Origin of the sequence: Streptomyces sp. FH025 (genome assembly GCF_017427025.1) — a bacterium.
Lineage (GTDB): Bacteria > Actinomycetota > Actinomycetes > Streptomycetales > Streptomycetaceae > Kitasatospora.
In genome coordinates this window covers 1-21,768 of record NZ_JAFLNG010000053.1, presented here as the reverse complement: position 1 = coordinate 21,768, position 21,768 = coordinate 1, and the positions used below count along the sequence as shown (strand labels likewise).

Here is a 21,768-nt window from a genome sequence, read left to right as displayed (position 1 = left end):
ACGTTCGCCGCTCGGCTCTCCGCCGGATGACCGGGAACCGCAGACTTCCGTCATCCTCGGAGGTGATGTGCTGCTACACCGCGGAGATGACATCGCATCAGCATTCTCGGCGAGGTCGGAGCACTGTTCGGCGACCTACCGTTTCCGCATGACCAAACTCCGTCGCACCGCCGTGGCCGCCGTGCTCGCCCTCGTCCTGCCGTTGCCGATCGCCGGGGCGGGTTCGGCGTTGGCAGCGCCCGGGCCCGCCGCCGCTGTCGCCCCCGGCGCTGCCTCCGCTACCGCCGCGGAGGCGTCCACCGCGAGGCTCGACCTGCCCCGGCCGACGGGGTCGCAGCCCGTCGGCCGCAGCACGCTGCACCTCGTCGACGAAGGTCGCCCGGACCCGTGGGTGCCGTCCGCGGGGCCACGGCAGTTGATGGTGTCGATGTACTACCCGGCCCGCCCCGGGACGGGCGGGCCGGCGACCCCGTACCTGACCGCCGAGGAGGCCCGGCTGCTGCTGCAGTCCCAGGTTCCGGGCGGCAACGTGCCGCCCGAGGCGGCCACCGGCCTCCACCCGTGGGCACGCACCGACGCGCGCCCGGCGCCGGGCAGGTTCCCGCTCGTCGTCCTCTCGCCCGGGTTCACGCTTCCACGTGCCACGCTCACCGGCCTCGCCGAGGACCTGGCCAGCCGCGGGTACGTCGTCGCCGCCGTCGACCACACCTACGAGACCTCCGGCACCACCTTCCCGGACGGGCGCACCCTGCCCTGCGCCATCTGCGGGGACCCGGATATCGACAAGATCGCGGCCATACCCCCGAGCCGGGCCAAGGACATCTCCTTCGTCCTCGACCGGCTGACCGGCCCCCGCCCGGCCTGGCCCTACGCCCACATGATCGACCGGGACCGGATCGGCATGGCCGGGCACTCCATCGGCGGCAACTCGGCAGCCAGCACGATGGCCACCGACCAGCGGATCCGCGCCGGGGTCAACATGGACGGCAAGTTCTTCGACCCGGTTCCCGCCGACGGGCTGGGCGGACGGCCCTTCCTCATGCTCGGCACCCAGTCCGTTCACAACCCCTCAGGCTGGGACACCAGTTGGAACGATGCCTGGGCACGAATGGACGGCTGGAAGCGCTGGCTGTCCGTGACCGGCTCCGACCACGGGAGCTTCACCGACGGTCCGATCATCGGGGCTCGCGCGGGCCTGCCCGACCCCGAAGCGACGCTCGCCCCGCTGCGCGCCGAGAAGATCACCCGGGCCTACGTCGGCGCCTTCTTCGACCTGCACCTGAAGGGCGTCCCGCAGCGATTGCTCGACCGCCCGTCGGCGGCGTACCCGGAGGTCGTCTTCCAGCGGCCCTGACGGGGCGTTCGATCCGTCCCGGAGGATGTGTTCCTGCTGGTCCCGCCGTTCCCGCCGCGCCGCAGACGCGCCCTGTGGCGTCAGGCGGGACGTCCCGGCGGCGGGACGTCCCGCGAGGATGCGAGCCTCCCCGAGGACGACGTCCACCCGGCGCCCTCAAGGCGAGGCGACGCCTCGACGGACGTCCCCGCCACCGCGACCACGGCAACTCCTCACCCCTTCCGGCAGAGCATCTTCCATCGCGCTGCGGATCCTCGCGATGACAGCTGCGATCTGGCACGACCACCGGCTCTCAGCACCCGCCACGAGCTCGCTCATTGCGTTCGATCACTGATCGCATCAGAACTGTTCGCTGGTGTCGCACTCAAACAACGTCCGCGTTGATGCGGCGGAGCGTCAGGAGTCCGAGCCCGGAGCCGTCGGCCACCGGACTGGGCTCGGACGGCGTTTCTCAACCGTGACCGCCCAGGCGCGCAGCAGCAGGGCCAGGAGAAGACACAGGGCCAGCATGAGGACGTCGGAGGCGAAGTAGCTGGTGCCACGGTCGGAGGGGATGATGGCCGCGTAGAGGATGGCGAAGGCCAGAGCGAGGTAGAAGCAGAGCCGGATGGCTTTCGCAGGTCGGCGCTCGAAGCGGTAGAACAGCAGCACTCTGCTCGGGGAAAGCTGGGCTCGCTCGGCTACGGGCAGTTGCCTGACCTCGGGGACCAGCATCGAGGCCTCGTTCAACCACGCGAGACTCGTGGCCTTGGCCTCGGTCAGTTCATCAGGCTGCGGACTCAGCAGCTCCATCGCCTTCCACCACTCCGTTGCGAAGGACACCCGCCGCGATGCGTCCTCGAACAGCGTCTCTCGCCGTTTGAGCCGAGAGCGTCGCGCGAGCCAGTCCTGAATGGTGAAGCCGAGCAGGCTGACAACGGTGGTGGTGGCAGCCGCAGCCATGGCGGCGGTTGTCTGCGGGTTCACGTGTTCCTCCAAGGCTGCCCGCCCACGGTGGCAAGGCGGAGCAGCCCGGGACGGGACCGTGCTGAAGCGGGTCTTCTCAGCAGTGTGGGTGCTGGGTTGACCGTCCACCGGATCCCTCGGGTGTCGAAGGGGCGATGGACCCTTCGGAACCACTCGTCCAGCGGACCGCCGGCGACACTGGCGTCGTCACCGTCGATCACGAACTGGAAGCGTTCATGACCGCAGCGCGCCATCGGGCGCACGAGGCGTCCCGGTGGTTGCGCCAGGCGGATCTGAGTGCCTCGAGCTCGGTGCGGGGAAAGTGCTCGCACCACTTGCTGCGGTACGCGCTCTCGCCGTGTTCCCCCGCCACCGCGTCGAAACGACGGATCGCCGCTCGGGCCACTGTGTCGATGCGGTGCTGAGCCGACCAGATCTCCGTCCGGGCCCGTCGCAGCTCAGCCACGGGCAGCGGTCCGAGGTGCGAGGAACTCCCTCAGATCGGCGGCGAGGGCGGACAGTTGCTCACCGGCCTCCAGCCGGGTGGTCACGCATGCTTCCCACGCGTCCTCCCGGATGGTCCAGGGGATGAGCCTCCAGGTCAGGGCGACGTGGCCGCCGGACCGGAAGACGGCTCGCAGCGCGAGGTGGTTCGTCCTCCAGGTGCGCTCGCCGTCCCAGCCGCGGAAGTCGGCGGCGAGGCGGCCGAGGAAGTCGGCCAGGGACTCGCGGTCCCAGCTCGCCCGTCATGGCGATTCGTGTCCCCCGGCCGTCGGGTTCTCCTACGCCGCGACGATGGGGTGGACGCCCGGGCCCGCCAGGGAGGCCGCGTGGTCCGCCATGAGCGTGCGCAGGGCACGGTCGGACGCCGGGTCGACCGGTGTGACGGCGACCAGGCGCTGGCCCGATCCCTCCAGTGTCGCCAGGACGTCGTAGCAGAGGGCGAGTTCACCGGCCACCGGATGGCGGACCCGCTTGGTTCCGTGGGCTCGCTCCTGCACCGTGTGGTCGTGCCACCAGGTCGCGAACTCGGGGCTGCCGTCCCGCAGTTCGGCGATCAGGGCGAGCAGGCGGGCGTCGTCGCGGTGAGCCGCGAGGTTGGCGCGCAGGTTGCCGACCGTCTCACGGGCCACCCGTTCCCAGTCCAGTTGCGACTCGCGCATCCGCGGTGAGAGGAACAGCAGCCGGGCGATGTTGTCCGCCCCACCGGTGCCGAAGTCCGCGCCGAACAGCGCCGCCGCCGCGGCGTTGTGGGCGAGCACGTCCAGACGGAAGTCCATGACGTAGCCGGGCAGCAGCGGCATGCCGTCCAGCAGGACCCGCAGCGAGTCGTGGATCGGCGCGCAGACCTGCGGCCCGGCCGGAGCCTCGCCGCGCCCGATCAGGTGCAGGTGCCGCCGCTCGGACGGCGACAGCCGCAGGGCCCGGGCCAGCGCGTCGAGCACCGCGGCGCCGGGCGTGCCCACCCGGCCCTGCTCCAACCGCACGTACCACTCGACGCTGACCGCCGCGAGTTGCGCGACCTCCTGCCGGCGCAGGCCCGGCGTCCGCCGCCGCCCGCCCTCGGGAAGGCCGACCTGCGACGGCTGCAACCGCGCCCGCACGGCGCGCAGGAACTCGGCCAGATCGGTCCGGCGCCGGACCACGCGACTACTCATCCCGCGTATCCATTCCGCCTCCTCATGCCGACCCTCGTCATGCCGACGATGATCCTCAACGGCCGCCCCGCCCGTCCAGCGGCGACCGTGGTACTCCGGGTGCCACCATCCGGCGGGCCTGTCTGGGCGCCCCGGCCGCCGCGATCGTTGGCCGGGCACCACAGCCGAACCGATCAGGAGGACCACTCCCCCATGACCATGAAGCGCCCATCCCGCCGCACCACCGCACTGGCCACCACCGCCGCCGTCCTCGCCGCCGGCCTGACGCTGACGGCAGCCGCATCGCCGGGCGGTACCCGGCACCACGGCGCCGGTGACGGCGACGGCGGCTACGGCTTCGTCGACGTCCGCGCCGGTGTCCCCGACGCCGCCGCCCGCTTCACCGTCACCAGCCCCGACCTGCGCAACGGCGGCCGGTTCCCGGCCGGTGCCTGGGCGAACGCCTTCGGCTGCTCCGGCGGCAACCGGCAGGTCCGCCTGGCCTGGCACGGAGCGCCGGCGGACACCCGCAGCTACGCCGTGACCATGTTCGACCCCGACGCACCGACCGGAGCCGGCTTCTGGCACTGGACGACCTGGGACATCCCGGCCACCACCACCGGTCTGGACACCACTCCGCCGCCCGGGACGGTCACGGGCACCAACGACGCCGGAGCGACCGGCTACCTCGGCCCCTGCCCGGGAGCCGGCGACATCACCCACCGCTACCAGATCACCGTCTACGCGCTGGACACCCCCACCCTGGGCCTGCCCGCCACCACGCCGCCCACCGTCACCGCCTTCACCATGAGCAGTCACGTCATCGGCTACGCCCGGCTCACCGCCGACGCCCGCCGCTGAAGCCGGACGAACGCAGTCCGGACGCGACGCCGGGGCAGGCCCTCCGCATCACCTCGGCGCGGCACCGCCGAGGCGGGCCGTGTCGAGGTCGAGGTCGAAGGGCGCCGGGAGGTGAACGGGTGTGCCGAAGGGGTGCGGACCGTTCACCTCGGCGTAGCCGAGGCGGGTCGGTTCGCTGTACAGGGTGCAGCTGCGGTTCTGCCGGTCGACGAGGAGGTAGAGCGGAGCACCGTACTGGCCGTAGCGGCGGCGCTTGACAACACGGTCGGTCTCCGCGTCGGAGGGGGAGCTGACCTCGACGATCAGGAGGGTCTGATCGGGCAGCAGCGCGCCTTCGGTCTTGGCGGCGAGGTCTGCGGGCACCACGGCCAGGTCCGGGATGTACCAGTTCTCGCTGCCGGGCAGGTCGAGGTTGCCGGAGCCGGACACCAGGTCGAGCTGTTCCAACCGGCGGCTGAGCTGGCGACGGACGACCTCGGTGGCCGCCTCGTGCGCCCACGACGGTGACGTGGGGGTGATGACTCCCTCGACGATCTCGATGCGGTCGCTCGTCGGTGAAGGTCACGGTGGCCTGCGACCCCATCGCCGCGTCTACGGGTTCGTCAGGCTCTTCGCCATGACCAGCTCCCGCCGTACGCCGTCCGCCATCAGGTCGCCGGGCTCGTCGGTGTCGGCGAAGCCGTTGCGGCGGTAGAGGGCGAGGGCGGCGGGGTTGTCGGGGGCGACCGCCAGCTTGAGGGTGGTGCGGCCCCGGTCGGCGGCCCAGCGGGCGATCTCGGCGATCAGCCGGTCCGCCACGCCCTTGCCGCGGGCCTGCGGGCCGACCCACATGGAGATCAGCTCGGCGGCAGCCGCGTCCTCCTCGGCCGGCACGCCGCTGGCCATCGCGACCGGGCGGCCGTCCAGGACCGCGACCAGGTCGAGGGCACCGGGCAGCTCCAGCCGGGAGCGCCAGCGGGCCTCCTCGGCGTCCTGCCAATCGGCCAGGGTCGAGCCGAAGGCGTACGGCGCCTCGGCCAGGGCGGCCAGGCGCAGTTCGCGCCAGAGCGGCCAGTCGTCGGAGCTCACCCGGCGCAGTTCCAGTTCGTTCGGTTCACGCATGCCGTGGACCCTGCCGTACGGCCCCGGACGAGGGCAAACCGATTTATGGCGCAGCGGAGGGACCCTAGGGGCCTGTCTCTTGGATTTTGTCGGATCAGGCCGCGGCGTCAGGGTGCGTGCATCGCAAGGCGGAGGAGGGAGCCACTGCGGAGCATTGGCGACCGACGACAACGCGGCGAGGTGCGTGCCCTGGCGTCGCGGACCCGGCAAGGATCCAAGAGACAGGACCCTAGTAGTGCTTTGTTAGGTGGTGTCGTAGGTCTGCCATGGGATGGGTTGTCGGCATGTTGGGCAGTGGCCGGTCCATGTCGCGATGAGGTGTTGGAGGAGGTCCAGGGCCTGGTAGAAGGTCAGGCCCTGGCCAGGGCTTTTGGGAGGGCCCGCTGTTCGGTGAGGAACAGGTGGGCGGCACTGACGAGCGTGACGTGGCGGTACCAGCCGATGAAGGAACGGCCCTCGAAGTGGTCCAGGCCCAGACGGGTCTTCAGCTCGCGGTAGTCGTGTTCGATCCGCCAGCGTGACTTCGCCAGCCGGACCAGGTCCTTGGCGGGGATGTCGGCGGGCAGGTTCGAGATCCAGTACTTGACCGGCTCCGCCTCGTTCTCCGGCCACTGGGCGATCAGCCAGGTCAGGGGGATCGTGCCGTCGGCGGCCGGTTTGGGACGCCGCCCGGCGAGGCGGACCCGCAGCAGGACGAAGTGCGAGCTCATCGCCGCTTTGGAACCCTTGCGCCAGGTCACACTCCGCCCGGCCCGGCGTCCGGCGGCCAGCACGTGTTCTCGCAGGGAGAGCGGGCGGGTGCGATAGCGCGGGAGCGGCCGCGGCCCCAGACCGCCGTAGGCAGGCCGATACGGTTCGGCGTCCTCGCCATAGGCGGTCATCTCGCCCTTCGCCTGCAACACGTAGGCCAGGAAGCGGTCCTCCAGGCCATGGCGGAAGTCGGCGTTCGCGCCGTAGGCGGTGTCCGCGACCAGCACGGCGGGCCGCAGTCCCGTGGCGGCGAGCTCGTCGAGCATGTCCAGCGCCAGGGCCCATTTCGGCCGGTGGTGCTCGTCCTCGGGGATCCGGCAGGCCACACGCCGCCCGGTCGCCTCGGGCCCGTCCCAGGACTCGGGCAGGAACAGGCGCCAGGACAGCGGGCAGGAGGCGTTGTCGGAGACCGCGTGGACGCTGACGCCGATCTGGCAGTTGCCGACCTTGCCCAGGGTGCCGGAGTACTGCCGGGCGACCCCGGGCGAGGCCCTGCCGTCCTTGGGGAACCCGGTGTCGTCCACGGCCCACACCTCGGGCCGCACCGCTCGCACGGCCCTGCGTGCCAGCCGGGCCCGCACGTCCCCGACAGGCCAGGTCGAGGACGTCATGAACTGCTGCAACTGCTGGTGGTCAACCCCGAGCCGCTCGGCCATCGGCTGCATCGACTTGCGCCGGCCGTCCAGCAGCAGCCCCCGCAGATACAGCCCGCCCTTGGCCCGCTGATCACAGCGGGCCAAGGGCGCGAACACCTCGGCCGCGAACTCCTCCAGCCGTCCCCGCCACACCGCAAGCTCCCCAGCCCTCATGAGAGCCAGAGAACTACCGACCACACGATGCGACAAGCCTCCTAACAAAGCACTACTAGGGGGCGGCGGGGGCCGTCCGGCGGGAGGAGAAGGCGATCACGGCGAGGCTGGCGAGCGCGAGGGCGGTCACCACCGAGAGCATCACGGTGTAGGAGGCCAGCGAGGAGAGCGCCGCGAGCAGGGCGGGCAGCAGGAAGCCCGAGTAGCAGAGGGCGTAGTAGACGCCGGTGATGCCGGCCAGGTCGTCCGGGGTGACGATGCGCTGGATCTCCAGCAGGCCGGAGACGACGCCGATGCCGTACGCGGCACCGAGGAAGACCGCGCCGCCGAGGCCGAGCAGGGGCGAGCGGAGCGCCGCGTCGCCGGCGCAGACGGCCATGCCGCAGGCCATCAGGACCATCGAGACGATGATGCCGCGCGCCGAGTCCAGCGAGTCCAGCCGCTTGGCGAAGGGCTGGACGAGCGCGCCGGTGCCGAGGGTGAGGACGGTCAGCAGGGTGGCGTAGGCCAGCGACCAGTCGCCGAGCCGGTCGCCGACCAGCTGCGGGGTCACCGCGTAGGCCACGCCGGCCGAGCCGAACACCCAGGGAGCCATCGGGAGTATCACCCGCAGGAAGCGGCGGTGCCCCGCGGCGGGGACCTTGAGGTCGGCCCATAGGCTCCGGACGGCGGCCGAGCGGGCGCGCGATTCCACCGCCTTCGGCAGCAGGAACAGCACCGGTACGGTGACCAGCAGGTGGGCGAGGTACGGGGTGACCATCGGCCAGGGGCCCCACTGGGCGAGCGCGCCGGCCACGCCGGCGCCGAGGCCGAAGCCGAGGGTGAGCGCCAGGGAGGCCCGCCGGGCGCCGGCGCCCGGGTCGGCGGACGGGTCGTGCGGGGCCTGGGAGAGTTCCTTGACCCAGCTGGTGCCGACCGCCATCGCGATGCCGACGGCTATGCCGGTGAGGAACCGCCCTGCGTAGATGGGGAGTTCGCCGGTGACGCCGCCGCACAGCACGCCGCTGGCGGCGAGCGAGGCGACGACCGCGCCGGTCATCAGCGGGCGGCGCCCGTAGCGGTCCGAGGCCGCCCCGCCGACCAGCAGTCCGGGAACCAGCCCAAGGACGTACGCCCCGAGGAAGGCGTCCACGGTGACCTCGGAGTAGCCGCCGAGGTGGCGGTACATCAGCAGCAGCGGGGTGAACTGGTTGCCGCCCCAGCCGCAGCAGAGCATCGCCAGGGCCGCGACCAGCCAGGGCCTGCCCCGGCCGGTGGGCGCGACGGGACTGGCGGACGGCCGCCGGGTGGTGCTCATGGTGGTGCTGCTCCTTGTCGGATGGTGGGTCCCGGCGGTCCGTCGGGGGTGCGCGGCCGCTGCCGCGCGGCGGAGGAGGCTCAGCGGTGCGCGTCCAGGTGGGCGCGCAGCGCCTCGGTGAAGCCGGCGGCGTCGCGGGCCGCGATGCGCTCGACCAGCGCGGTGTGCTCCTCTATCAGCGCGGCCAGCCGCTCCGGCCGGGGCTGGAGCAGCTGCACGGCCATGCGCCGCTGGCGGTCGCGCAGCGTCTCGTAGAAGCGCTCGGCGAGCGCGTTGCCGCCGGCCGTCACGATGCCCCGGTGGAAGGCCTCGTCGGCGTCCGCGAAGGCCCCGACGTCGGCGCGGCGGGCGGGCTCGCGCTGGAGGTCGATCAGCTCGGACAGCTGCCGCAGCAGGTCGTCGAGCGGCTCGGCGCGGCGGGTGATGCGGCGTACGGCGGTGCTCTCCAGCGCCTCGCGCAGTTCCAGCACGTCCTCCGCCTCGCCCGGCCCCACCGGCACCACGACGGCGCCGCGCTTGGGGAAGAGCTGGAGCAGGCCCTCGGCCTGGAGCCGCAGGAAGGCCTCCCGGACCGGGGTGCGGCTGAGCGCGGCGCGTTCGGCGATCTCGCCCTCGCTGATCAGCATCCCGCCGGGGAGGCCGCCACTGAGGATGAGGTCCTTGGTGAGTTCGTACGCGCGGTCCGCGGCCGGGATGCGGGCGGGCGGCGGGGTGTCGGGCATGGAGCCACCGTAGCACCATAGATACAAGCTTGGATGCATGGCTCCGGACGCGGCCGTCCGCCAGTCGGGCATCGACCCGGGAGCATCGATTCCGGTACTGCTCAGGGCCGGAAGAATGCGCTTTCTCGCCCCCTCCCGCAGGGCCGAGGATGGGCGGGCCAGCCAGCCTGCCGGGAGGAAGCCGTGTCCCCTGTGTCGTCATCCCCGCCGCCCGTCGATCCGGGCCTGCTGCCGCTCACCGCCGAGTTCCGGCCCGAGGGGCTGGCCGTCGGCGGCGTCCCGCTGGAGGCGGTGGCCCGCGAGTACGGCACCCCGCTGTTCGTCTACGACGAGGAGCACCTGCGCCGGCGCTGCCGGGAGGCGGTGGCCGCCTTCGGCCGGGGCAACGTCGCCTACGCCTCCAAGGCCTTCCTCTGCACCGCCATGGCCCGCCTCGCCGCCGAGGAGGGCCTGCTGCTGGACGTCGCCTCCGGCGGCGAGCTGCGCACCGCGCTGTACGCCGGGGTGGAGCCGGAGCGGATCGTGCTGCACGGCAACAACAAGGACGAGGCCGAGCTGCGCACCGCGATGACCGTGGGCGTGCGCCACATCGTGGTGGACAGCTTCGACGAGCTGGACCGGATCGAGCGGCTGCACCGCACCGAGGGCCTGCCCCCGGCCCGGGTCCAGCTGCGGGTCGCGCCCGGTGTCGCGGCCGGCGCCCACCAGGCCATCCAGACCGGCGGCCACGACTCCAAGTTCGGCTTCGGCCTGGCCGGCGGCGCCGCCGAGGCCGCGGTGCGCCGCGCCGCCGACTCCCCCGCCGTACGGCTGGAGGGCGTGCACGCCCACGTCGGCTCGCAGGTGCTGGACCCGGCCGAACTGGCCGACGGCGCCGCCACCATGGCCCGCTTCGCGGTGGAGTCCGGGGTGCGCCGGCTGACCGTGGGCGGCGGCCTGGGCGTGGCCTACCTCGGCGGACAGAGCGCGCCCTCCTTCGCCGTCTGGGCCGAGCGGGTGCACGCGGCGGTGCGCGGCGCGGGCTGGACCGGCGAGGTGGGCGTCGAGCCCGGCCGCTCGATCACCGCCCGGGCAGGGATGACCCTGTACCGGGTCGGCACCATCAAGCCGATCGAGGGCGTGCGCACCTATGTGAGCGTGGACGGCGGCATGAGCGACAACCTGCGCCCCGCCCTGTACGGCGCCCGCTACGAGGCCTTCCTGCCGCGATGCCCCGAGGCGCCCCGGCCGCGGCGGGCCCGGCTGGTCGGCAAGCACTGCGAGAGCGGCGACGTGATCATCGACGACGCCGCGCTCCCGGCCGACCTCCGGATCGGGGACCTGCTCGCCACCCCGGTCACCGGGGCCTACGGCTACGCCATGGCGTCCAACTACAACAAGCTGCCCCGGCCCGCCGTGGTCTTCGTCCGGGACGGCCGGGCCCGCCTGGTGGTGCGCCGGGAGACCGAGCACGATCTGCTGCGGCTGGACGTGGCCGCCGACCAGGCCGAGCTGGTGGCCGCGCAGCCGGCGCACAAGGCCTAAGGCCTGTCTGACAATTCCCGCCGGGCGTGCGACGCCGGGGCACGCACCTCGCCGCGTTGTCGTCGGTCGCCAATGGCCCCCAGCCTTCGGCCGGGAGGTGCCCCCACCGCAGTGGCTCCCTCCTCCGCCTTGCGATGCACGCACCCCAACGCCGCACGCTGATCCGACGCTAATTGTCAGACATGGCCTAGGAGACCGGCCCGCCGAGCGCGGCGCGGACCAGGCGGGTGACGGCGGAGGCCGCGTCCGTCCGGAAGGGCTCGCCGGGGGTGCCCACCGCTCGGGGCGCCCCCTCGGCCGCGAGGGCGTCGAAGGTCTCGAAGGCCGTGAGGACGAACAGCAGCGCGGCCGCGTCGGGCGGGGCGGCCGGGAGCCTGGCGGCGAGCACGGCGGCGCCGTGCCGGCGGCGGTCGTCGCGGTCGGCGATGACCTTGCCGACCTCATCGTCGAGCGCGCCGAGGGCGCGCAGGCGGCGGGTGCAGTCGGGGTCGACCGCCCAGAAGCCGGCCATCACCTCGACGAAGCGGTCGACCGCCGTCCACGGGTCGGCGTGGCCGAACGCGTCGGCGAGGTGGGCCATGCCGCCCTCGGCGGCGAGGGCGTCGCAGACCGCCTCCAGCAGGCGGGTCTTGGAGCCGTACTGGTAGTAGACGGTCGCCCGGGCGACGTCGGCGCGCTTGGCGACGGCGTCCAGCGAGAGCGTGCCGGTCTCGGTCAGGTGGGCTCGGGCGGCGGCGACGATCCGCGCCCGGGTCTCGTCGACCTCGGCCTGCCGCTGTCCCATCCGGTACGACCGGGGGCTCATCGCGCTCTCCTCCGCTGCTCGCGCGCGGCTGGTCCGCCGCGTCGGTATCGCCTGCGTCGGAAGTATCCCCGATCAGCCCGCCGGCCCGCGTCGCCGGTGCGGTCAGACGATGACCCGCCCGCCGCTGACGTCGAGGGTCTGGCCGGTGATCCAGGCGGAGGCCTCCGAGGCCAGGAAGAGCGCGGCGGAGGCGATGTCCGCCGGTTCGCCGAGCCGTCCGAGCGGGTGCGCGGCGGCGACCGCCGCCTGCACCTCGGGCGGCATCCGCCCGGCGGTCCGTTCGGTGCGGACGGCGCCGGGGGCGATCGCGTTGACCCGCACACCCTGACCGGCGACCTCCAGCGCGAGGTGACGGGTGAACATCAGCACTCCCGCCTTGGCCACGGCGTACGCGGCGGAGGAACCGCCGGGCAGCCGGCCGGCCGTCGAGGCCATGGTGACGATCGAGCCGCGGCCGCGTTCCAGCAGGCCGGGCAGGAAGGCCCGGACGGTGAGGAAGGTGGCGGTGAGGTCGCCGTCCAGGACGGACCGCCAGTGCTCCTCGGTCTCCCGGACGGTCGGCACCGGGTAGCCGTCGCCGCCGGCGAAGGCCGCCAGGACGTCGACCGGGCCGAGTTCCCGCCCGATCCGCTCGGCGGCGGTCGCGAGGGCCGCCGCGTCGGTGCTGTCGGCAACGAGGCCGAGCGCCCCGACGCCGAGCGCCCGCAGGTCGTCCGCGACGGCGTCGAGCGCCGCCCGGTCGCGGCCGAGGACGGCGACGGCCGCGCCCTGGTGGGCGAAGGCGCGGGCGGTCTCCGCGCCGATTCCGCGGCTGCCGCCGGTGATCACGACGACCTTGCCGGTCAGGTCCGAGTATCGAACTCCCACAACTCCCATGTCCCCTTGCTCCTTTGGGCTTGCGCTCTCGATCGGCTGCTGGTTCCCTGTGGTGCAACTGATTCAGTCATACAGTCCGTCTGACTGAATCTCAAGGCTGAACCCGAAGGCCGAATCTCAAGGCCGAATCTCAAACACCCGTCTCCCCGGAGGATCGGATGAAGATCGCCGTCGTCGGCGCCAACGGGCGCACCGGCCGCCTGGTGGTCGACCTCGCTCTCGCGGCCGGACACACCGTCACCGCCGTCGCCCGCGACCCGGCCCGGCTGCCGGCCTTCGAGCACGGCACCCCGCTCACCGCCCGGGCCGACGCCACCCGGCCCGGCTCCCTGCACGAGCCGCTGGCCGGCCAGGACGCGGTGGTCACCGCCCTCGGCACCACCGGGCGCCGGGCCACCACCGTCTTCTCGGCCGGCGCGCGGGAGGCGGTCGCCGCCTGCCGGGCCGGCGGGGTCGGACACCTGGTCACGATGAGCTCCGCCGGGCTGGACACCTCCCGACTGCCCTTCGCCCAGCGGCTGGTGAGCACGCTCGTGGTCGACCGGCTGTACCGGGAGATCCACCGCGACCTGGCCCGGATGGAGGCCGTGCTCGCCGAGTCCGAGACCCCGTGGACGGTCGTCCGGGTGCCGATGCTCAAGGACGGCCCGCCGTCCGCGGGACCGCTGGTCTCCTACGGCCGCCCGCTCCCGCTCGCCGGCACCGCCGCCCGCGCCACCGTCGCCGCCTGGATCACCGCGCACCTCGGCGACCCGGAGGCCTTCCGGCGGCTGGTCCACCTCGCCGACGACTGATGACTATTGTCAGACAGGCCTTAGCCTGGGCCGATGCTGAACAGCGCCCGACTGCACGTCCTGCTGGAGATCGCCCGCCGCGGCACCATCGTGGCCGCGGCGCAGGCCCTGCACCTGAGCCCGTCCGCCATCTCGCACCAGCTCGCCCGCCTGGAGCAGGAGCTGGGGGTCGCGCTGGTGGAACGGGCCCCGCAGTCGCTGCGGCTGACGGCCGCGGGGGTGCGGCTGGCAGAGCACGCCCAGGCGATCGCCGATCTGATGGCCGTCGCCCGGGACGACCTGCGGGAGCACTCCGAGGGCGCGGCCGGCGTGCTGCGGATCGGCTTCTTCGCCTCCGCCGGGCTGGACCTGCTGCCCCGGGCGCTGGCGGCGTTCTCGGCCGGGCACCCGCAGGTGGAGCTGGAGCTGATCATGGGCCAGCCGCACGAGCTGCTGCCGGACCTGGAGGCCGGCCGGCTGGACGTGGCCGTGGTCTTCGAGCACCCGCTGGACCCGTGGTGCCGCCAGGCGGTGGTGGACGTACGGATGTTCTTCGAGGAGCCGCAGCTGGTCGTGGTGCCGCTGCGGCACCGGCTCGGGCGGCGGTCGGTGGTGCGGCTGGCCGAGCTGGAGGGCGAGAGCTGGATCGGCACCCACGGCGGCAGCACCGGCGAGCCGGTGCTCGAACGCGCCTGCGCGGCGGAGGGGTTCCGCCCCCGGGTGCGCTGCCGCAGCGACCACTACCAGGTCACCATCAACCTCGCGCGGGCCGGCATGGGCGTCGCGCTGATCCCGGCGCTCGGCCTGGCCGACAGCGCCGGGGTGCACGTCTGCCGGCTGGACCACCCGCAGCTGCACCGCCGGATCGGGGTGGCCACCCGCGCCACCAACCGCAACCCGGCGCTGCGCGCCTTCCTCGCCGAACTGGCCTCCGCCGCAGGGGAGATCAGATCCCTGCTCGACATGCGGTGGGCCGTCTGACCTCCCCTGCGGGAGCCGTCGGCCCAGGCCCTGTGCGGCGGGCCGCGGGTGTGCCATGCTGCACCCGCCGGCATCCCTCCGTCGATGGGAAGACCGATGATCCGTCGGATGTCCGCGCTCCTGGTCGCCGCCGCGGCCCTCCTGTCCGTCGCGGTGACGGCGACGGCGACGACCCACGACCGGCACGCCTCGACCTCCGTGGTCGCCGACGAGGAGACCGCCTCCACCGCGGGCGGACACACCCAGACCCGCGTGGAGCCGACCGGCAGCTGAGGCGGCGACCGGCCGGCCGTCTCACGCGGCCCGCTGGGCCCAGGCGGCGAGGGCGCGGCCGACCTCCCGGATGGCGTGCACGGCGGCCCGTTCGGTGCTGGGGCCCAGCGCCACGTCCCAGTGCGCGATCACGGCGTACGCCACCCGGCGGGCGCCCACGATGACGCCCGCGTCGGCCCGTACGCCGGTGTCCGTCCCGGTCTTGTTGGCCACCAGCAGGCGGCCGGGCAGCGGTTCGGGGAAGCCCGGCGCGTACGGGTCGTGGTCGATCAGCGCGGGCACCAGACCGTGGTCGGTGTTGGCGCGCATCCAGCCGAGCAGCCGGGCCGAGGCCGTCGGGGAGGCCAGTTCGCCGCGGACGGCGAGGGCCACCAGGCGGGCGAGGTCCCGGGCGGTGCCGGTGGCGAAGACGGGCGGCACGCCGGGCCCGCGTTCGTCGCGCACCCGGTCGTGCAGGGTGAGGTGCTCCAGCCCGAGGTCGCGCGCGAGCCGAACGGTGGCCGGGAGGCCGACCAGGCGCAGCAGCGCGTTGGTGGCGGTGTTGTCGCTGACGGCGGCGGTCAGCCAGGCCAGGTCCTCGACCGTCCAGCCGGGCCGGCTCAGCCGGGCCAGCAGGCCGGTGCCACCCGTCACGTCCTCGGGCCGGACCTCCACCGGCTCCTCCGGCGCCAGTTCGCCGCCGTCCAGCCGCCGCGCGACCTCGGCCAGCAGCAGCAGCTTGGAGGCGCTGGCGACCGGCAGGACGACCATGTCGTCCACGCCGACGGACTCTCCCCCGCCGTCGGCGTCCACGCCTCCGCCGTCCACGTCGACGGCGGCGACGGACAGGGTCAGCGGCAGCGCCGCCGAGCTGCGCGCGGCGGCGGCCACCTGGGCGAGGCTCATCGGACCCGCACCACCTCTCCGGCCCGGGCCGTGGTCGGCCGACCGTCGCGCACCGCGACACTCCCGGCCACCAGGACGGTCTCCACGCCCGTGGGCGGCAGCAGCGGCTGCTCGAAGGTCGCGCCGTCGAGGACGGCGTCCGGGTCCAGCACCACCAGGTCCGCCACGGCGCCGTCGCGCAGCACTCCGCGCCCGGTCAGCCGGAACCGCTCGGCGGGCAGCCCGGTCATCTTGTGCACCGCGAGCTCCAGCGGCAGCAGTCCCTCGCGGCGCCCGTAGTGGCCGAGCACCCGGGCGAAGCTGCCCGCCCAACGCGGGTGCGGGCGGCCGGGTTTGGGCACTCCGTCCGAGCCGATCATCGACAGCGGGCTGGCCAGCACCCGGCGGACGTCGTCCTCGCGCATCGAGTGGCTGATGATGGTCACCTCGCCCTGCGAGTCCAGCAGCAGGTCGCAGGCGTAGTCCACCGGGTCGGCTCCCCGCTCGGCGGCCAGGTCGGCGATCCGCCGGCCCTCGGCGGCGCGGCGGGCCGGGGCGGCGGCCACCGATATCAGGTCCCAGCCGCCGTTGCCGACGGTGTTCTCCCAGCCGTCCACGCCGTTCGCGATGTCCGCCCGGATCCGGTCGCGCACCTCGGGACCGCGCAGCCGCTCCAGCAGGGCGGCCACCCCGCCCTCACTGGTCCACGGCGGCAGCATCGCGTGCAGCACGGTGCTGCCCGCGGTGTACGGGTAGACGTCGCAGAGCACGTCCACGCCCTCGGCGCGGGCCTGCTCCAGGCGCGGCAGGGTGCGCAGGGTGGCACCCCAGGCGTACCGACCGGCGGTCTTGTGGTGGGAGACCTGCAAGGGAGCGCCGGAGCGCACGGCGATCTCCAGTGCCTCCTCCAGCGCCTTCTCCACCTGGGACATCTCGTCGCGCAGGTGGGTCACGTACGGCTTGCCGTGGCGGGCGGCGACCTTCGCCAGGGCGACGATCTCCTCGGTGTCGGCATAGACCCCGGGCGGGTAGATCAGCCCGGTGGACAGCCCGGCGGCGCCCTGGGCGAGCGCCCGGTCGAGCAGCTCGCACATGGCGGCCAGTTCCTCCGGGCGGGGCGGGCGGTCCTCGAAGCCCATCACCCCGGCCCGCAGCGTGCCGTGGCCGACCAGCGAGGCGAGGTGGTTGCGCCGCAGCTCGGGCCGCTGGCCGGCGGCGAAGGCGTCGAAGTCCTCGGCGGGCGGCACCGGCCCGAGACCGAAGGAGACCCGCAGGTGCTCGGCCAGTTCGGGCAGCCGCTCGGGCAGCGAGGGGAACAGGCTGCTGCCGCAGTTGCCGCCGATCTCGGTGGTGACGCCCTGGAGCAGCGGGGCCAGCCGCAGTTCGTCGAGGGCGTCGCCGTCGGTGTGGGTGCCTCCGCCGAGCGGGGCGGCGAGCGCGTCGGAGTGGGTGTGGACGTCGATGAAGCCGGGGGTGACGACCCGTCCGGTGACGTCCAGGATCTCGGCCGCGGCCACCTCGGTGCCCGGCGGCAGCACGGTGACCCGGCCGCCGCAGACGGCGAGGTCGGCCGGCCGGGCGGCGGCTCCGGTGCCGTCCACCAGGGTGCCGCCGCGCAGCAGCAGGTCGATCCGGGGGGCGGGCGGGGTTGTGGTCACGGGTGGTCCCATCGTCACGAGTGATCCCATCAGAGCACGGTCGAGAGGAAGGCCCGGGTGCGGTCGTGCCGCGGGGCGGTGAACACGTCGGCCGGGTTGCCGGCCTCCACGACGGCGCCGCGGTCCATGAAGACGACCCGGTCGGCGACCTCGCGGGCGAAGCCCATCTCGTGGGTGACGACGACCATCGTCATGCCGCTGCGGGCGAGGTCGCGCATCACGCCCAGGACCTCGCCGACGAGTTCGGGGTCGAGCGCGGAGGTGGGCTCGTCGAACAGCATCAGGGTCGGTTCCATGGCCAGCGCCCGGGCGATGGCGACGCGCTGCTGCTGGCCGCCGGAGAGCTGCGCCGGGTAGTGGTCGGCCCGGTCGGCGAGGCCGACCCGGTCGAGCAGCTCGCGGGCCCGGCGCTCGGCCTCCCCGCGCGGGCTGCGCTTGACCTGCGTCGGGCCCTCCATCACGTTCTGCAGGGCGGTGCGGTGCGGGAACAGGTGGAAGCGCTGGAAGACCATGCCGATCCGCTCGCGCTGGTGCCGGATGTCGCGCGGGCGCCGCTCGCGCAGCCGGCCCGCCGACCCGTAGGGCTCGTAGCCGACCAGCTCGCCGTTCACCTCGATCCGCCCGGCGTCGATCTTCTCCAGGTGGTTGAAGCAGCGCAGCAGCGTGGACTTGCCGGAGCCCGAGGGCCCGATCACGCACAGCACCTCCCCCGCGCGGACCTCCAGGTCGATGCCGCACAGCACCTCGATCTCGCCGAAGCGCTTGCGCACCCCCCTGGCCGAGAGGATCACCTCGTCGGTCGGCGGCTTGCTCGGCGTCGTGCTCACTTGGCCTCCCCCTTCACGGTCGTGACCTTCTTGGGCCCGCGCCCCGGCCGCAGGTTGCCCAGCACCCTCCGGTGCAGCGGGGGCGGTGCGGAGGCCGGGTTGAACCTCCGCTCCACGGCGTGCTGGGCGATGCTCGCGATGGTGGTCAGCACCAGGTACCAGATGGACGCGACGATCAGCAGCGCTATCACCTCGAAGTTGGCGAGGTAGAGGTGCTGGGAGACGGTCATCAGGTCGGCGCCGGCGATCACGGACACCAGCGAGGTGGTCTTCAGCATCGAGATGAACTGGTTCCCGAACGGAGGGATGATCACCCGCATCGCCTGCGGCAGCACCACCCGGGTGAGGACCTGCCGGTTGGACATGCCCAGCGAGGCTCCTGCCTCGCGCTGCCCGGGGTCCACGCTCTGGATGCCGGCCCGGACGATCTCGGACATGTAGGCGCCCTCGTTGATCGACAGGCCGAGCAGCGCCGCAACGAAGCCGGTGATCAGCGTGTTGGACTGCCAACTGACCAGCTTGGGGCCGTCGAAGGGGATGCCGATGCTGATCTCCGGGAAGAGAAGCGCCAGGTTGAACCAGAAGATCAGCTGGACCAGCAGCGGGGTGCCGCGGAAGAACCAGGTGTACGCGCCGGCCGTGGTGCGCAGCACCGGACTGTCGGACAGCTGCATCACCGCGACCACCACGCCGATGACGATGCCCACCACCTGGGAGATCAGGGTGAGTTGGACCGTCACCCAGAGCCCTTCCAGGATCACGCCGTCGAACTGGTACTTCGCGACGATGTCCCAGTGCAGGTTGGGGTTGACGATGATGGTCCAGGCGAGCCAGACGGCCACGAAGGCCGAGGCCAGAACGGCGATCCAGTGGCCCGGGCGGGGCCGGCCGGTCACCAGGAGCGCGAGGTCGTCCTCGGGCGCCCCGGTGCCCGCGGCGGGGGTCGCGGGGCGTGTCATGTCGGTGCTCATCTCGTCGTGCCCGCCGTTCTCACTGCGCCGCGTTGACGGTGGCGTGCTCGACGGCGCTGCCGCCGACCTGGTAGGTGTCCAGCACCTTGCGGTAGTCGCCGCCGTCGATCAGCTCCTGGAGCGCCTTCTGCACCGCGTCGCGCAGTCCGGCGTCCTTCTTCGCCACCGCGATGCCCCACGGCGCCGTGCCGTACTGCTCGGGGAGAACCTCGTAGGAGCCGCTGTTCTTCACGAACATCTGCGCCACCGGGTAGTCCACGATGGTGGCCACGGCGCGGTCGCTGTCGAGCTGGAGCAGTCCGGTCGGGGAGTCCTCGCTCTGCGAGATGGCCATCTTGGTAGCGCACTTGGCGTTCTGCTGCTCGCCGATCTCCAGGTTGGAGCTGCCCTTGGCGAGGACGACCTTCTTCCCGCAGAGGTCTTCGAGGGACTTGATGCCCTCGGGGTTGCCCTTCTTCGTCATGATGACGCCGCCGGTGCGGAAGTAGTCGACGAAGTCGACGGCCTGGCGGCGCTGTTCGCTGTCGGTCATGGAGGACATCACCAGGTCGTAGCGGCCGGCCTGGAGGCCCGGGATGAGCCCGTCGAAGGAGGAGTTGGAGAGTTCGAGCTTGAGCCCGAGCCGCCCGGCGATCGCGGCGGCGAGGTCCGGGTCGACGCCGGTCAGCTCGGTGGTCCCGGTCTTGTACATCTCCATCGGCGGGTAGCCGACGGAGGTGGCCACTCTGAGCACGCCGCTCTGCTTGTTCTTCGCCGGGAGCAGCTCGGCGGCACTCTTGCCGGAGGTGTTCTGCCCGGCGGCGGTGGACGGGGAACTGCCCTGGTCGGACCGACCGCAGGCGGTGGCGGCGAGTGCGACCAGGGCCAGCGCGGCCAGACAGCGCAGGGAACGGGGGCGGTTCATCGGCGACTCCCTCAGGCGGTGACGGTGGGCTGATGCTGGCAGCCGGGTCCGGGTGAACGGAAGATGATGAAGCTATTGCTGCCTGACCAACGATTTTCATACCGCTAGCCCCGCTGCCCTGCGTATTTGCGGCCGGACGGACCGTCGCCGTTTGTGAAGGATCGGCGCTCGGCCCTGGTTGCCGGGCGGGTGTCGGCGGCGGAGGCTGGAAGAAACCCGAGGAGCCCGGTGTCCCGGGCCAGGAGGTGACGTTCGCGATGAGCAGGCTTGAGGAGCAGATCGACATCAACGCCCCCGCGCAGAAGGTCTGGGAGCGGCTGCACGACGTGGAGTCCTACGCGACGTTCATGGACGGCGTCCAACGCGCCCATGCGCCCAGCCCCAACCGCGCCCATCTGGACGTACGGGCCGGCGAGGTGCAACAGGAGTTCGAGGCCGTCCTCACCGAACGCGGCAACGAACAGGTCCTGGCCTGGGAGACCCAGGGCAGCCCGGAGCTGAAGGGCACCCTCTCGGTGCGGTCGCTGGACCAGAACCACAGCCAGGTGCAGGTGCGGCTCGAGTACGAGCCGGAGGCCGTCCACGACACCTTCGGCGGCCCGCGGGGCATGGCCCAGATTCACCAGATCGAGAACACCGTCCGGGGCGACCTGGAGCAGTTCAAGAACATGATGGAGGCGGAGCGGTAGCCGACCGTCCGGGAGACGGGCGGCCACGACCGGCCGGTACGGGAAGTACGGGTACGGCGCGGTGCGGGCGCTGGCCGCGTCCAGCCGGGCCACCTGCTTCTCGGTCAGCGACCAGCCGACCGCGCCGAGGTTCTGCCGCAGCTGCTCCTCGTTGCGGGCGCCGATGATGACCGAGGAGACGGTCGGGCGGCGCAGCAGCCAGTTGATCGCCACCTGCGGGACGGTGCGGCCGGTCTCGGCGGCGACCTCGTCGAGCGCGTCGACCACGCCGTACAGCAGCTCGTCCTCGACCGGCGGGCCGTAGTCGGCGGTGTCGTGCAGGCGGCTGCCGGCCGGGAGCGGCTGGCCGCGCCGGATCCGGCCGGTGAGGCGGCCCCAGCCGAGCGGGCTCCACACCAGGGCGCCGACGCCCTCCTCCTGGGCGAGCGGCATCAGCTCCCACTCGTAGTCGCGGCCGACCAGGGAGTAGTAGACCTGGTGGGCGGCGTAGCGGGGGCGTCCGTGGCGGTCGGCGAGGGCGAGGGACTTCATCAGCTGCCAGCCGGAGAAGTTGGAGACGCCGGTGTAGCGGATCTTGCCCGCGCGGACGAGGTCCTCCAGGGTGGCCAGCACCTCCTCGATCGGGGTGCCGGCGTCGTAGGCGTGCAGCTGGAAGAGGTCCAGGTGGTCAGTGCCGAGGCGGCGCAGGGCGCCGTCCACCGAGCGGATCAGCCGGTCGCGGGAGGTGCCGGCGTCCTGCGGGCCGTCGCCGGTCGGCAGGCCGGCCTTGGTGGAGATGAGCACCTGGTCGCGGCGGCCGCGGATCGCCTGGCCGAGCACCTCCTCGGAGGCGCCGTCGGAGTAGACGTCGGCGGTGTCGAAGAGGGTGACCCCGGCGTCGATGGCGATGTCGAGCAGGCGGCGGGCCTCCTGGACGTCGGTGGTGCCCCAGGCACCGAACAGCGGGCCGCTGCCGCCGAAGGTGCCGGTGCCGAGGCTGAGCGCGGGGACCATGAGTCCGGACGCGCCGAGCCGGCGGTATTCCATGCCCGATCCCGCGCCGGCGGAACTCACATCGTTGGTTGCCATGACAGCAGCACTCCCCTCGGAGCCCACTAATGGGACTCCCGTTCCGTTAGGATGCTCTCAAGCTAGCACGCTCGCGCCT

General features: G+C 73.0%; 20 protein-coding genes and 3 pseudogenes. 7 read left to right on the top strand and 16 right to left on the bottom strand.

Annotated elements, in window-relative coordinates; genetic code table 11:
• Positions 1 to 148: 148 nt before the first annotated feature.
• Positions 149 to 1,354, top strand: coding sequence for an alpha/beta hydrolase (locus tag J0670_RS06500; RefSeq protein ID WP_207810413.1), 1,206 nt, complete (start codon positions 149 to 151; stop codon positions 1,352 to 1,354).
• Positions 1,355 to 1,750: 396 nt separating this feature from the next.
• Here J0670_RS06500 and J0670_RS06495 read toward each other — a convergent pair whose 3' ends face one another.
• The 3 genes and pseudogenes from J0670_RS06495 to J0670_RS06490 form a co-directional block, all read right to left on the bottom strand.
• Positions 1,751 to 2,320 carry a hypothetical protein gene (locus J0670_RS06495; protein WP_207810412.1) on the bottom strand — a complete coding sequence of 190 codons (570 nt, stop codon included), beginning with the start codon at positions 2,318 to 2,320 and terminating at the stop codon, positions 1,751 to 1,753.
• Between the two features lie 437 nt (positions 2,321 to 2,757).
• Positions 2,758 to 3,027, bottom strand: a pseudogene (locus J0670_RS39000) (DUF6228 family protein); the annotation flags it as partial.
• Positions 3,028 to 3,081: 54 nt separating this feature from the next.
• Complete coding sequence (locus J0670_RS06490; RefSeq protein ID WP_207810411.1) at positions 3,082 to 3,957, bottom strand: helix-turn-helix transcriptional regulator; 876 nt, start codon at positions 3,955 to 3,957, stop codon at positions 3,082 to 3,084.
• 192 nt (positions 3,958 to 4,149) lie between these two features.
• On the opposite strand from J0670_RS06490, the gene J0670_RS06485 reads away from it, so the two are divergent.
• Positions 4,150 to 4,797: a YbhB/YbcL family Raf kinase inhibitor-like protein gene (locus tag J0670_RS06485; protein WP_243436607.1), complete on the top strand. Its 648-nt coding sequence runs from the start codon at positions 4,150 to 4,152 to the stop codon at positions 4,795 to 4,797.
• 48 nt (positions 4,798 to 4,845) lie between these two features.
• Here J0670_RS06485 and J0670_RS06480 read toward each other — a convergent pair.
• The 5 genes and pseudogenes from J0670_RS06480 to J0670_RS06460 form a co-directional block, all read right to left on the bottom strand.
• Positions 4,846 to 5,343 (bottom strand): annotated as a pseudogene (locus tag J0670_RS06480) (Uma2 family endonuclease); the annotation flags it as partial.
• 45 nt (positions 5,344 to 5,388) lie between these two features.
• Entirely contained in the window at positions 5,389 to 5,898 is a 510-nt protein-coding gene (locus J0670_RS06475; RefSeq protein ID WP_207810410.1) for a GNAT family N-acetyltransferase, read from the bottom strand.
• 350 nt (positions 5,899 to 6,248) lie between these two features.
• On the bottom strand, positions 6,249 to 7,457 hold the full coding sequence (locus J0670_RS06470; RefSeq protein WP_207810409.1) for an IS701 family transposase: 1,209 nt from the start codon (positions 7,455 to 7,457) through the stop codon (positions 6,249 to 6,251).
• A gap of 55 nt (positions 7,458 to 7,512) precedes the next feature.
• Entirely contained in the window at positions 7,513 to 8,754 is a 1,242-nt protein-coding gene (locus tag J0670_RS06465; protein ID WP_207810408.1) for an MFS transporter, read from the bottom strand.
• A gap of 80 nt (positions 8,755 to 8,834) precedes the next feature.
• Positions 8,835 to 9,476, bottom strand: coding sequence for a GntR family transcriptional regulator (locus J0670_RS06460; protein WP_207810407.1), 642 nt, complete (start codon positions 9,474 to 9,476; stop codon positions 8,835 to 8,837).
• Between the two features lie 192 nt (positions 9,477 to 9,668).
• Here J0670_RS06460 and lysA point away from each other — a divergent pair, with 192 nt between their 5' ends.
• Complete coding sequence (lysA, locus tag J0670_RS06455; RefSeq protein ID WP_307806408.1) at positions 9,669 to 11,000, top strand: diaminopimelate decarboxylase; 1,332 nt, start codon at positions 9,669 to 9,671, stop codon at positions 10,998 to 11,000.
• Between the two features lie 187 nt (positions 11,001 to 11,187).
• On the opposite strand, the gene J0670_RS06450 is transcribed toward lysA, so the two are convergent.
• Positions 11,188 to 11,805, bottom strand: coding sequence for a TetR/AcrR family transcriptional regulator (locus tag J0670_RS06450; protein ID WP_207810405.1), 618 nt, complete (start codon positions 11,803 to 11,805; stop codon positions 11,188 to 11,190).
• A gap of 102 nt (positions 11,806 to 11,907) precedes the next feature.
• Positions 11,908 to 12,681 (bottom strand): SDR family NAD(P)-dependent oxidoreductase, encoded by a 774-nt coding sequence (locus J0670_RS06445; RefSeq protein ID WP_243436605.1) that lies wholly within the window; start codon positions 12,679 to 12,681, stop codon positions 11,908 to 11,910.
• A 158-nt stretch (positions 12,682 to 12,839) separates the two neighbouring features.
• Between J0670_RS06445 and J0670_RS06440 the strand changes: the two genes are divergently transcribed.
• The 3 genes from J0670_RS06440 to J0670_RS06430 all read left to right on the top strand — a co-directional run bounded on the left by J0670_RS06440 (position 12,840) and on the right by J0670_RS06430 (position 14,708).
• Positions 12,840 to 13,475, top strand: coding sequence for an NAD(P)-dependent oxidoreductase (locus J0670_RS06440; protein WP_207810404.1), 636 nt, complete (start codon positions 12,840 to 12,842; stop codon positions 13,473 to 13,475).
• Between the two features lie 33 nt (positions 13,476 to 13,508).
• Positions 13,509 to 14,435: a LysR family transcriptional regulator gene (locus tag J0670_RS06435; RefSeq protein ID WP_207810403.1), complete on the top strand. Its 927-nt coding sequence runs from the start codon at positions 13,509 to 13,511 to the stop codon at positions 14,433 to 14,435.
• Between the two features lie 108 nt (positions 14,436 to 14,543).
• A complete protein-coding gene (locus J0670_RS06430) occupies positions 14,544 to 14,708 on the top strand; it encodes a hypothetical protein (protein ID WP_207810402.1) in 165 nt (54 codons plus the stop codon).
• Positions 14,709 to 14,729: 21 nt separating this feature from the next.
• Here the strand turns inward: J0670_RS06430 and J0670_RS06425 are convergent, their stop codons facing one another.
• The 5 genes from J0670_RS06425 to J0670_RS06405 are packed head-to-tail and all read right to left on the bottom strand — an operon-like array spanning position 14,730 to position 19,932.
• Positions 14,730 to 15,593, bottom strand: a complete 864-nt coding sequence (locus J0670_RS06425; RefSeq protein ID WP_207810401.1) for a serine hydrolase — start codon at positions 15,591 to 15,593, stop codon at positions 14,730 to 14,732.
• On the bottom strand, positions 15,590 to 17,230 hold the full coding sequence (locus J0670_RS06420) for a D-aminoacylase (protein WP_307806407.1): 1,641 nt from the start codon (positions 17,228 to 17,230) through the stop codon (positions 15,590 to 15,592). The genes J0670_RS06425 and J0670_RS06420 overlap by 4 nt, the downstream gene beginning before the upstream one ends.
• A 29-nt stretch (positions 17,231 to 17,259) precedes the next feature.
• A complete protein-coding gene (locus J0670_RS06415; protein WP_207810415.1) occupies positions 17,260 to 18,018 on the bottom strand; it encodes an amino acid ABC transporter ATP-binding protein in 759 nt (252 codons plus the stop codon).
• Between the two features lie 35 nt (positions 18,019 to 18,053).
• Positions 18,054 to 19,016 (bottom strand): amino acid ABC transporter permease, encoded by a 963-nt coding sequence (locus tag J0670_RS06410; protein WP_207810400.1) that lies wholly within the window; start codon positions 19,014 to 19,016, stop codon positions 18,054 to 18,056.
• A gap of 31 nt (positions 19,017 to 19,047) precedes the next feature.
• Positions 19,048 to 19,932 (bottom strand): ABC transporter substrate-binding protein, encoded by an 885-nt coding sequence (locus J0670_RS06405; RefSeq protein WP_207810399.1) that lies wholly within the window; start codon positions 19,930 to 19,932, stop codon positions 19,048 to 19,050.
• Positions 19,933 to 20,189: 257 nt separating this feature from the next.
• On the opposite strand from J0670_RS06405, the gene J0670_RS40500 reads away from it, so the two are divergent.
• Complete coding sequence (locus J0670_RS40500; protein ID WP_207810414.1) at positions 20,190 to 20,621, top strand: SRPBCC family protein; 432 nt, start codon at positions 20,190 to 20,192, stop codon at positions 20,619 to 20,621.
• A 33-nt stretch (positions 20,622 to 20,654) separates the two neighbouring features.
• On the opposite strand, the pseudogene J0670_RS06395 reads toward J0670_RS40500, so the two are convergent.
• Positions 20,655 to 21,647: pseudogene (locus J0670_RS06395) on the bottom strand (aldo/keto reductase); the annotation flags it as partial.
• Between the last annotated feature and the right edge of the window lie 121 nt (positions 21,648 to 21,768).

Bases quoted from the DNA above. Each gene is read 5' to 3' on its own strand.
- J0670_RS06500 (WP_207810413.1), top strand. From the start codon at position 149: ATGACCAAACTCCGTCGCACCGCCGTGGCCGCCGTGCTCGCCCTCGTC.
- J0670_RS06490 (WP_207810411.1), bottom strand. From the start codon at position 3,957: ATGAGTAGTCGCGTGGTCCGGCGCCGGACCGATCTGGCCGAGTTCCTG.
- J0670_RS06485 (WP_243436607.1), top strand. From the start codon at position 4,150: ATGACCATGAAGCGCCCATCCCGCCGCACCACCGCACTGGCCACCACC.
- J0670_RS06475 (WP_207810410.1), bottom strand. From the start codon at position 5,898: ATGCGTGAACCGAACGAACTGGAACTGCGCCGGGTGAGCTCCGACGAC.
- J0670_RS06470 (WP_207810409.1), bottom strand. From the start codon at position 7,457: ATGAGGGCTGGGGAGCTTGCGGTGTGGCGGGGACGGCTGGAGGAGTTC.
- J0670_RS06465 (WP_207810408.1), bottom strand. From the start codon at position 8,754: ATGAGCACCACCCGGCGGCCGTCCGCCAGTCCCGTCGCGCCCACCGGC.
- J0670_RS06460 (WP_207810407.1), bottom strand. From the start codon at position 9,476: ATGCCCGACACCCCGCCGCCCGCCCGCATCCCGGCCGCGGACCGCGCG.
- J0670_RS06450 (WP_207810405.1), bottom strand. From the start codon at position 11,805: ATGAGCCCCCGGTCGTACCGGATGGGACAGCGGCAGGCCGAGGTCGAC.
- J0670_RS06445 (WP_243436605.1), bottom strand. From the start codon at position 12,681: ATGGGAGTTGTGGGAGTTCGATACTCGGACCTGACCGGCAAGGTCGTC.
- J0670_RS06440 (WP_207810404.1), top strand. From the start codon at position 12,840: ATGAAGATCGCCGTCGTCGGCGCCAACGGGCGCACCGGCCGCCTGGTG.
- J0670_RS06435 (WP_207810403.1), top strand. From the start codon at position 13,509: ATGCTGAACAGCGCCCGACTGCACGTCCTGCTGGAGATCGCCCGCCGC.
- J0670_RS06430 (WP_207810402.1), top strand. From the start codon at position 14,544: ATGTCCGCGCTCCTGGTCGCCGCCGCGGCCCTCCTGTCCGTCGCGGTG.
- J0670_RS06425 (WP_207810401.1), bottom strand. From the start codon at position 15,593: ATGAGCCTCGCCCAGGTGGCCGCCGCCGCGCGCAGCTCGGCGGCGCTG.
- J0670_RS06410 (WP_207810400.1), bottom strand. From the start codon at position 19,016: ATGACACGCCCCGCGACCCCCGCCGCGGGCACCGGGGCGCCCGAGGAC.
- J0670_RS06405 (WP_207810399.1), bottom strand. From the start codon at position 19,932: ATGAACCGCCCCCGTTCCCTGCGCTGTCTGGCCGCGCTGGCCCTGGTC.
- J0670_RS40500 (WP_207810414.1), top strand. From the start codon at position 20,190: ATGAGCAGGCTTGAGGAGCAGATCGACATCAACGCCCCCGCGCAGAAG.